The sequence below is a fragment of the Amycolatopsis orientalis DSM 43388 genome (genome assembly GCF_000411975.1).
Classification (GTDB): Bacteria; Actinomycetota; Actinomycetes; order Mycobacteriales; family Pseudonocardiaceae; genus Amycolatopsis; species Amycolatopsis orientalis_D.
The window spans coordinates 19,398-28,633 of sequence record NZ_ASXG01000007.1; the positions used below are offsets into that span (position 1 = coordinate 19,398).

9 protein-coding genes are annotated in these 9,236 nt (G+C 71.4%); all 9 read left to right on the top strand.

Annotated features, from left to right (window positions below):
* The first annotated feature begins 48 nt into the window (after nt 1-48).
* Nucleotides 49-1,128 carry a J domain-containing protein gene (locus L942_RS00680; RefSeq protein WP_037353450.1) on the top strand — a complete coding sequence of 360 codons (1,080 nt, stop codon included), beginning with the start codon at nt 49-51 and terminating at the stop codon, nt 1,126-1,128.
* Nucleotides 1,129-1,167: 39 nt separating this feature from the next.
* Nucleotides 1,168-1,815: a DUF998 domain-containing protein gene (locus L942_RS00685; protein WP_037353453.1), complete on the top strand. Its 648-nt coding sequence runs from the start codon at nt 1,168-1,170 to the stop codon at nt 1,813-1,815.
* Nucleotides 1,816-1,982: 167 nt separating this feature from the next.
* On the top strand, nt 1,983-2,738 hold the full coding sequence (gene fabG / locus L942_RS00690; protein ID WP_037353455.1) for a 3-oxoacyl-ACP reductase FabG: 756 nt from the start codon (nt 1,983-1,985) through the stop codon (nt 2,736-2,738).
* A 5-nt stretch (nt 2,739-2,743) separates the two neighbouring features.
* Nucleotides 2,744-3,196, top strand: a complete 453-nt coding sequence (locus tag L942_RS00695; RefSeq protein ID WP_037353457.1) for a MaoC family dehydratase — start codon at nt 2,744-2,746, stop codon at nt 3,194-3,196.
* 159 nt (nt 3,197-3,355) lie between these two features.
* Nucleotides 3,356-4,381 (top strand): phosphotransferase family protein, encoded by a 1,026-nt coding sequence (locus L942_RS00700; protein WP_037353460.1) that lies wholly within the window; start codon nt 3,356-3,358, stop codon nt 4,379-4,381.
* Complete coding sequence (locus L942_RS00705) at nt 4,381-5,604, top strand: acyl-CoA dehydrogenase family protein (protein ID WP_037353465.1); 1,224 nt, start codon at nt 4,381-4,383, stop codon at nt 5,602-5,604. Before L942_RS00700 ends, L942_RS00705 begins: the two co-directional genes overlap by 1 nt.
* Nucleotides 5,601-6,779, top strand: a complete 1,179-nt coding sequence (locus L942_RS00710; RefSeq protein WP_037353467.1) for an acyl-CoA dehydrogenase family protein — start codon at nt 5,601-5,603, stop codon at nt 6,777-6,779. Before L942_RS00705 ends, L942_RS00710 begins: the two co-directional genes overlap by 4 nt.
* Nucleotides 6,776-7,870 carry an acyl-CoA dehydrogenase family protein gene (locus L942_RS00715; RefSeq protein WP_037353469.1) on the top strand — a complete coding sequence of 365 codons (1,095 nt, stop codon included), beginning with the start codon at nt 6,776-6,778 and terminating at the stop codon, nt 7,868-7,870. The genes L942_RS00710 and L942_RS00715 overlap by 4 nt, the downstream gene beginning before the upstream one ends.
* 36 nt (nt 7,871-7,906) lie before the next feature.
* Entirely contained in the window at nt 7,907-8,458 is a 552-nt protein-coding gene (locus L942_RS00720) for a GrpB family protein (RefSeq protein WP_037353472.1), read from the top strand.
* Nucleotides 8,459-9,236 lie beyond the last annotated feature (778 nt).

Consider the following 9,236-nt stretch of genomic DNA (forward strand, 5'->3'; position numbering starts at 1 on the left):
CGACCCCATATCGTTGCCCGGGCAGCCGTCCGGAGGTGGAACCCGACTGTGCCCGACTACTACGCGGTACTCGGCGTGGGGAAAACCGCGTCCCCCACGGAGATCAAGGCCGCCTACCGTCGGCTGGCCAAGACGTTGCACCCGGACGCGGGCGGCACGGTCGGCACCTTCCAGCTGTTGCGCGAGGCCTACGACACCCTCGCCGACCCCGATCAGCGCGCGCGGTACGACGCCGGCGTCCCGGCCGCCTCGGTGCCCAGACCCCGGCCGCGGCGGCGTTTCGGCGAGCAGCCCGGCTACCGGCCGGAACCGCCGGACATCGATCCGGAAAGCCTGGAGTGGTGGTCGTTCGCCGCGGCCGACCCGCGGATGCGGCACGGACGGCGGCGCGGGCCGGGGCACACGCCGGTCGTCGCGGCGCTCGCCGGTTCGGTGCTGGTGCTGCTGCCGCTGCTCGCCGGGATCGAGTTCACGCCGCCGGTGCTGATCGTCTGGCTCGCGCTCACCGCGGGCACCGCGCTGCTCGTGCAGCGGCTCGCCCGCGGCTTCCTGGCCGCGCGCCGCGCCCGGCACGAGTTCGCCGAGGAATTCGGCGGCAGCCCGGTGTTCGGCTCCCCCGGCGGCGAGGCCGACGAGCTGGCCGAACGGCTCACCGCCGACCTGCTGGAGCGGTATCTGACCCGGCTGCCCGGCGCGCGCATCTTCCACGGGCTCGCCTGGCCCGGTTCGGTGTTCGCCGACGTCGACCACGCGGTGCTGTGCGGGAAACGCCTGGTGCTGATCGAATCGAAGCTGTGGCTGCCCGGGCACTACGAAACGGCCGAGGACGGACGGCTGCTGCGCAACGGCCGCCCGTTCCGCGGCGGCGGCAGCCGGCTGGAAGAAAGCCTGGAGCGCTACCGCGAACTGCTGCCCGGCGTCGCGCTGCGCGGCGCGATGATCGTGTACCCCAGCCGCGACGGCGAGGTCACCACCGCCGAACCGGACGGCGAACCCGGCCCGCCGATGACGCCGGAGCAGTTCCTGCACGAGATCGGCGGCTGGCTGTCCGCCGAACCGTCCACTGTGGACCACAACGCGCTGCGCACGGTGCGCGCGCAGGTCACCGGGTCCGGCCGGGCCGCCTGACTCACCGGGGACATATCCGGCACGTGTCACTGTGAGTACATGACGACCGTGCACGCGGACCGCCGTCCCGCTCTGCTCGCGCTGGCCGGGATCGCCGCGCTCGCCCTCGGCGCCGTGCTGGTGCTGCTGTTGCAGGTGGTGCCGCCCACCGACGAGATCAGCGCGACCCGGCGCACTATCAGCGAATACGGGCTGTCGGACCACAAATGGGTGTTCGACCTGGCGGTGCTGCTGGTCGCGGCGGGTTCCGCGGTCGCGCTCGCCGTGCTGCGGCTGCAGGGACGGCTGCCGGTCCTCGCGGCGGTGCTCGGAGCGTTCTGGACGGCCGGGTTGCTGGTGGTCGTCGCGTTCCCGAAAACCGACTGGACCAACGCGGCGGCGACCGGCACGGGCGGCACGCTGCACCGGATCGCCAGCGTCGTCGCCTTCGTCTGCCTTCCGCTCGCGGTGCTCGTCTCGGCGCGCGCGGCCTTCCCGGACTCCCCGCGCCGCCGGTTTCTCGCCCGCGCGCTCGCCGTGGCGTCGCTCGCGTGGTTCGCGGTGCTCCTCGGCGCGGTCGCCGTCGCCGCGTTGACCGGCCAGCGCTGGTGGCTGCTCATCCCGCTCGGCCTCGTCGAACGCGGGATGGCGCTCACCGAACTCGTCGCGCTCGCCGCGCTGGCCGCCCCGCTCCGAAGCCGCCGCTGAGCCCTCCCCGATCGGACGAGGGGCTCGCGATCGCCGCGTAATAAGCGTACGCTTAGCCGCCAGCGCCGGGTGCCGCGCCGTGGCATCCTGCGCAGGCAGTCCGAACGTGCCCGACCTGTCCGGACGTGCCGCCCGAGCAGGTTTTCCCCGACGATGAGGAGATCCCCGTGACCGCTTCCCGTGTGGCCATCGTGACCGGCGCCGGCCGTGGCATCGGCGCCGCCGTAGCCCGCCGCCTCGCCTCCGACGGGTTCGCCGTCGGCCTGCTGGACCTCGACGAGGCCGGGGTGAAACAGGGCGCCGAGGCGATCGTCGCCGACGGCGGCCGCGCGATCGGCGTGCCTCTGGACGTCAGCGACGCCGAGCAGGTCGAGGCCGCGGTGACCCGCGTGGCCGAGGAGCTCGGCCCGCCTACCGTGCTGATCAACAACGCCGGCATCACCCGCGACAACCTGCTGTTCAAGATGACCGAACAGGACTGGGACTCGGTGCTGAACGTGCACCTGCGCGGTTCGTTCCTGATGACCCGCGAGGTGCAGAAGTACCAGACGCAGGAGAAGTGGGGCCGGATCGTCAACCTGTCCAGCACGTCGGCGCTGGGCAACCGCGGGCAGGTCAACTACTCCGCGGCCAAGGCGGGCATGCAGGGCTTCACCAAGACGCTGGCGATCGAGCTGGGCAAGTTCGGCGTCACCGCCAACGCGATCGCGCCCGGGTTCATCGCCACCGACATGACCGCGGCGACCGCCGAGCGCGTCGGCATGAGCTTCGAGGACTTCAAGGCCGCGGCCGCCGCGCAGATCCCGGTGCAGCGAGTCGGCACGCCCGAGGACATCGCGAACGTGGCGTCGTTCCTGGTCAGCGAGGGCGCGGGCTTCGTGTCCGGCCAGGTCATCTACGTCGCCGGCGGACCGAAGGACTGATCGCGATGCGCGTGTTCTCCGATGTCGCCGAACTCGCCGAAGCAGTGGGCGGGACGCTGGGCACGAGCGAATGGCACACCGTCTCCCAGGAGCAGGTGCAGCTGTTCGCCGACGCCACCGGCGACCACCAGTGGATCCACCTCGACGCCGAAAAGGCCGCGGCCGGCCCGTTCGGCACGACGATCGCGCACGGATTCCTCACCCTGTCGCTGATCCCGGCGTTCCTGCCGGAGATCTACCGGGTCGAGGGCCTGAAGATGGGCATCAACTACGGCCTCAACAAGGTGCGGTTCCCGCAGCCGGTGAAGGTGGGCTCGCGGGTGCGCGGGACCGCCGAACTGGTCGAGCTGACCGACGTGCCCGGCGGGAAGCAGGCCGTGGTGCGCTGGACCGTCGAAATCGAAGGCGAGGCCAAACCCGCCTGCGTCGCCGAGATGGTTTCCCGGCTCATCCTCTGACCCCCGCCCCCCGCCCCGTCCCGCACCCCAATGTGGCATTGGGTGCGTCGCATGCACCGAATGCCACATTGGGTGCGTCAGATGCACCCAATGTGGCATTGGGGGCGTTCGGCGCAACCGGAGCGATCGCCCGACCTCGCACGAACTGGAGTCCTTCCGATGACCGAAACCGACCCGCCCGGCCTCGACCTGGCGAGGCTGCGCGCCCATCTCGACCGCGAGCGGCCCGGGCTCGTCTCCGGCGCTCTCACCGCGGAAGTGGTGCAGGGCGGGCGGTCGAACCTCACCTACCTCGTCTCCGACGGCACGGGGCGCTGGGTCGTGCGCCGTCCGCCGCTCGGCCACGTGCTGCCGACCGCGCACGACATGCGCCGCGAGTTCCGCGTGATGAGCGGCCTGGCCGGGACTCCGGTGCCGGTGCCGGAAACCGTTCTGCTGTGCGAGGACGCGGACGTGCTCGGCGCGCAGTTCTACGTGATGCAGTACGTCGAAGGCACGCCGTACCGCACCGCCGAGGAGCTGGAGCGGCTCGGCCCGGAGCGGACGAGGGCGATCGCCGATTCGCTGGTGGACACGCTCGTCGACCTGCACGCGGTCGATCCGGAAGCGGTCGGGCTCGGCGATTTCGGCCGTCCGGAAGGCTTTCTGGAACGCCAGCTGCGCCGGTGGAAGAAGCAGCTCGACGGTTCGCGCAGCCGCGACCTGCCCGGCGCGGACCGGTTGCACGACCAGCTCGCCGCGGCGATCCCGGCGTCCGGTCCGCCGGCCATCGTGCACGGCGACTACCGGCTCGACAACGTGCTCGTCGACGGCGACGACAACATCACCGCAGTGCTGGACTGGGAGATGTCCACGCTCGGCGACCCGCTCACCGACCTCGGCCTGATGATCACCTACGCGCAGCGCGACCAGCTTTCGCTGCCGATGGTGTCCAACGCCAGCAGCGCGCCAGGATATCCGGACACCGACGAGACGATCGCCCGCTACGCGCAGCGGTCCGGCCGCGATCTGTCGGCGCTGAACTGGTACGTCAGCTTCGCGTACTTCAAGCTCGCGGTGATCCTCGAGGGCATCTATTTCCGTTTCCAGCAAGGCAAAACCGTCGGCGAGGGCTTCGACCAGATCGGCGCCGCCGTCGCTCCCCTGATCGAGCAGGGCGCCAAGACGCTCACCAAGGAGAACTGATGGACTTCGCGTTCGACGCCCGCACCGAGGAGCTGCGCGGGCAGCTGCTCGAATTCATGGATTCGCACGTCTACCCCGCCGAGGCGGTGTTCCACGAGCAACTGGCCGCACGCACCGATCCGTGGTCGCCGCCGCCGATCGTCGACGAGCTGAAGGCCGAGGCGCGCAAGCGCGGGCTGTGGAACTTCTTCCTGCCCGGCGACCACGGCGCGGGCCTGACCAACCTGCAGTACGCGCCGCTGGCCGAGATCACCGGCCGCAGCCCGCATCTCGCGCCCGCCGCGGTGAACTGCGCCGCGCCGGACACCGGGAACATGGAAGTGCTCACCATGTTCGGCAGCGAGCAGCAGAAGAAGCAGTGGCTGGAACCGTTGCTGGCCGGGGAGATCCGCTCCGCGTTCGCGATGACCGAACCCGACGTGGCGTCGTCGGACGCGCGCAACATCGCGACGAGCATCCGCCGCGAGGGCGACGAGTACGTCATCAACGGGCGCAAGTGGTACATCACCGGCGCGATGAACCCGAACTGCAAGATCTTCATCGTGATGGGCAAGACCGACCCGGACGCGCCCGCGCACAAGCAGCAGAGCATGATCCTGGTCCCGCGCGACACGCCGGGGCTGACCGTCGTGCGCGGCATGCAGGTGTTCGGCTACACCGACGGCGACCACGGCGGGCACGCCGAGGTGCGGTTCGACGACGTCCGGGTGCCCGCGGAAAACCTGATCGCCGACGAGGGTTCCGGGTTCGCCATCGCGCAGGCCCGCCTCGGGCCGGGCCGCATCCACCACTGCATGCGCGCGATCGGCATGGCGGAACGCGCGCTGGAGGCGATGTGCCGCCGCACGCTGTCGCGCGAGACCTTCGGCCGTCCGATCGCCGATTCCGGCGTGGTGCAGGACTGGATCGCCGAGGCGCGCGTGCGGATCGAGCAGCAGCGGCTGCTGGTGCTCAAGACCGCGTGGCTGATGGACACCGTCGGCAACCAGGGCGCGCACACCGAGATCCAGGCGATCAAGATCTCCACCCCGCTGGCCGTGGAATGGATCCTGGACAAGGCGATCCAGGCGCACGGCGCGGGCGGCGTTTCGCAGGACTTCCCCCTGGCGGAGATCTGGGCCGGGGTGCGCACGCTGCGGCTCGCCGACGGTCCGGACGAGGTGCACAAGCGGTCGCTCGCGCGGCGCGAGCTGAAGAAGTACCGGACGGAGGCGGGCAAGTGACCGCCGAGGAGCTGCGCGCGCAGGTCGCAGCGTTCCTCGCGGAGCACGACCCGGCGAAGCTGTCCGCATTGGACTTCCTGCGGGCCCGGTTCGACGCCGGGCTGGCCTGGGTGCATTTCCCCGAGGGGCTCGGCGGGCAAGGAGCGCCGCGCGCGCTGCAGGCCGAGGTCGAGGCGGCGTTCGCCGAGGCGGGCGCACCGGACAACAACCCGCGCCGGATCCTGATCGGGCTCGGCATGGCCGCGCCGACCATCCTCGCGTTCGGCACCGAAGAGCAGAAGAAGCGCTACCTCCGTCCGCTGTGGACCGGCGAGGAGGTGTGGTGCCAGCTGTTCAGCGAACCCGGGGCCGGCTCCGACCTCGCCGCGCTGGCCACGCGCGCGGTCCGCGACGGCGACGACTGGGTCGTGACCGGGCAGAAGGTGTGGACCTCCAGCGCGCATCTCGCGCAGTGGGCCATCCTCGTCACCCGCACCGACCCGGACGTGCCGAAGCACCAGGGCATGACGTACTTCCTGTGCGACATGACCGCGCCCGGCGTCGAGGTCCGGCCGCTGCGGCAGATCACCGGCGAGGCGGAGTTCAACGAGGTCTTCCTGACCGAGGTGCGGATCCCGGATTCGCAGCGGCTCGGCGCGGTCGGCGAGGGCTGGAAGGTCGCGCAGACCACGCTGATGAACGAGCGCGTCGCGATCGGCGGCACCGCGATGCCGCGCGAGGGCGGCATGATCGGGCTGGTCGCGAAGACCTGGCGAGAGCGTCCGGAGCTGCGCACGCCGGAACTGCGCGACCGGCTCGTGCAGCACTGGGTCGAAGCCGAATCGCTGCGGCTGGCCGGCGAACGGCAGCGGCAGCAGCTCGCGGTGGGTGCGCCCGGACCGGAGGGGTCGGCGATGAAGGTGGCGTTCGCCGAGCTGAACCAGCAGCTGTCCGGCCTGGAGCTGGAACTGCTCGGCGAGGAGGGCCTGCGTTACGAGGACTGGACGATGCGCCGTCCGGAACAGGTCGACTTCTTCGGCCGCGACGCTGGGTACCGGTACTTGCGCGCCAAGGGGAACTCGATCGAGGGCGGCACCTCGGAGGTGCTGCGGAACATCATCTCCGAACGCGTGCTGGGGCTGCCGTCCGAGCCGCGGGTGGACAAGGACGTCGCCTGGAAGGACCTGCCCCGATGAGCACGCCGGACCTGCTGTACTCGGACGTGGAAGAGGATCTGCGGTCCTCGGTGCGGGCGCTGCTCGCCGACCGCGCCGGGCCGGCCGCGCTGCTGGCGCGGGTCGAAACGGACACGCCGTACGACCTCGCGCTGTGGAAGACGCTGGCCGCCGACCTCGGCGCGGCGGGGCTGATGGTGCCGGAAGCCCTTGGCGGGCACGGGGCTTCGCCGCGCGAGGTCGCGGTCGTCATGGAGGAACTGGGCCGGAGCGTCGCGCCGGTGCCGTACCTGGGCAGTGCGGTGCTCGCGACCGCTGCCTTGCTGGCGGCGGAATCGGACCTGCTCCCCCAGCTCGCTTCCGGCTCGGTGATCGGTGCTTTGGCGGTGCCGTTGTCGACCGCTCCGGGTTCTCCGTTCCCTTCCGCGGTTTCGGTTCTGGACGGAGCGCTGACCGGGCGAGTGTCCACAGTGGTCGATGCTTCGGTGGCTGACCTGCTGATCGTTCCGGCGGTAGGCCCGGACGGTCCTGGCCTGTACTCGGTGGACGCTTCCGCGGCGACCGTGACCGAGGCCGTGTCGCTGGACCTGACGCGCAGGATCGCCGACGTGACGCTGGATTCCGCTGCCGCACAGGTGATTTGCACCGGTGCCGCTGCTGCGGAGGCCTTGGACCACGCCCTGACCACCGCGGCCGGCCTGCTGGCGTCGGAGCAGACCGGGATCACCGAGTGGGCATTGACGGAAACTGTCGCGTATCTGAAGGGCCGGTACCAATTCGGCCGTCCGGTGGGCGGTTTCCAGTCGCTGAAGCACCGGTTGGCGAACCTGTACACGGAACTGGTCAACGCGCGGGCGACGGCCCGGTACGCCGCGGACGCGCTGGCGACCGGGAACGACGTGCCGATCGCGGTGGCGGTCGCGCAGGCGCGGGTGTCGCCGGTCGCGGTGCACGCGGCGGAGGAAGCGATCCAGCTGCACGGCGGGATCGGGATGACGTGGGAACATCCGGCGCATCTTTACCTCAAGCGGGCCAAGAGCGACCAGATCGCGTTCGGCACGCCCGGGCGGCACCGGGCTCGGCTGGCTGACCTGGTGGATCTGCCCGCCTGACGGTTTTTGTCGGTGGCCCGGGCTAGCGTGCTGGGCATGGCTGAGCAGTCCGATGCTCCGGCCTGGGCCTATGCCCGGCCGGAAATCCATCCCCCGGATCCGGCGTGGGCGTCGCGGGGTTCCGCACTGTGCGCGGAACTCTCGCGACTGCTCGCGCCGTGGCTCGCCCCCGGGCGGGTGGAGCACGTCGGCTCGACCGCGGTGCCCGGCTTGGCGGCCAAACCGGTGCTGGACGTGATGGCCCCCATGCGGGATCTGTCCGCGGAAACTGTCTCGGCGGTGGTGCCGGTGCTTTCCGGTGCCGGATGGTGTTTCGTGCCGCCGTCGCTAGACGTCGCGGCCCCGTGGCGACGGTTTTTCGTGCTGCCGGACGCGGAGGGGCGGATTCGGGTGGCGCATCTGCACCTGCTGCCGGAAGGGCACCCGAGGTGGCACGCGCAGCTGAGGTTCCGGGATGCGCTGCGGGCTGATCCCGGGTTGGCCGAGGAGTATGCCGAGCTGAAGCGGCGGTTGGCGGCGGAGGCGACTGATCGGGAGGAGTACACGGCCGGGAAGACGGGGTTCGTGCGCCGGGTGCTGGGTGAGTGAGGGGGCCGTTCGGGTCTGGCTGCTCTCGCCGCGTCGAGCCCGGCGCGGTCGCGCCCCCGCCGCGCGACCCTGCTGACTTCTGCGCCCCTGGCTGCTGTCGCGACGGCTCGTGCTCACTCCGGTGTTGGAATGCTCGCAACCGAGGCGGATTACCGCCGTGCAGGGGTGCCACCGGACCGGCCGCGCTGCGCCAATCCGAGCGTGCCGTCGCCTCAACGACAGCACCGCGCCCAGCGCGCTCGACCGGCCAGAGAGCGGCTGCCGCACGACTGCTGCCCTCGTGCGCCAGGATCCAGTCGCTCCCGCCGACCGACCCCCTGTCCAGGCACACTCCATCCATCGGCCAGAGATCGAGTACCGCGCCGCCGCCGCAATCCCTCGCGCCCGACGCCACGCCCGCCAGTTCGACCGACGCCCGAGCACACTCCACCGGCCAGAGACCGACTACCGCGCGGCCGCGCTTTCCCCTGCGCCAAAACCCGGCCGAGCCCGCCAGTCCCGTCGGTCGTCCGAGCGCTCCACCGACCAGAGACCGACTGCCGCGCAGCCACCGCACCAAAACCCAGCCGCCCGCCAACCCGACCGACGCCTGAGCACACTCCACCGGCCAGAGACCGGCTACCGCACAGCCGCGCCTTCGCCCGCGCCACAACCCAGCCGCGCCCGCCAACCGACCACCGCCCACCGGCCCCTCCGAAGGCCGCCGCGGCCCAGCTTCCCCGGTCGCGGCGGCAGCCGGTGACGAGGCCGCACCCCTCGGAACGGCGGCCTCGTCACC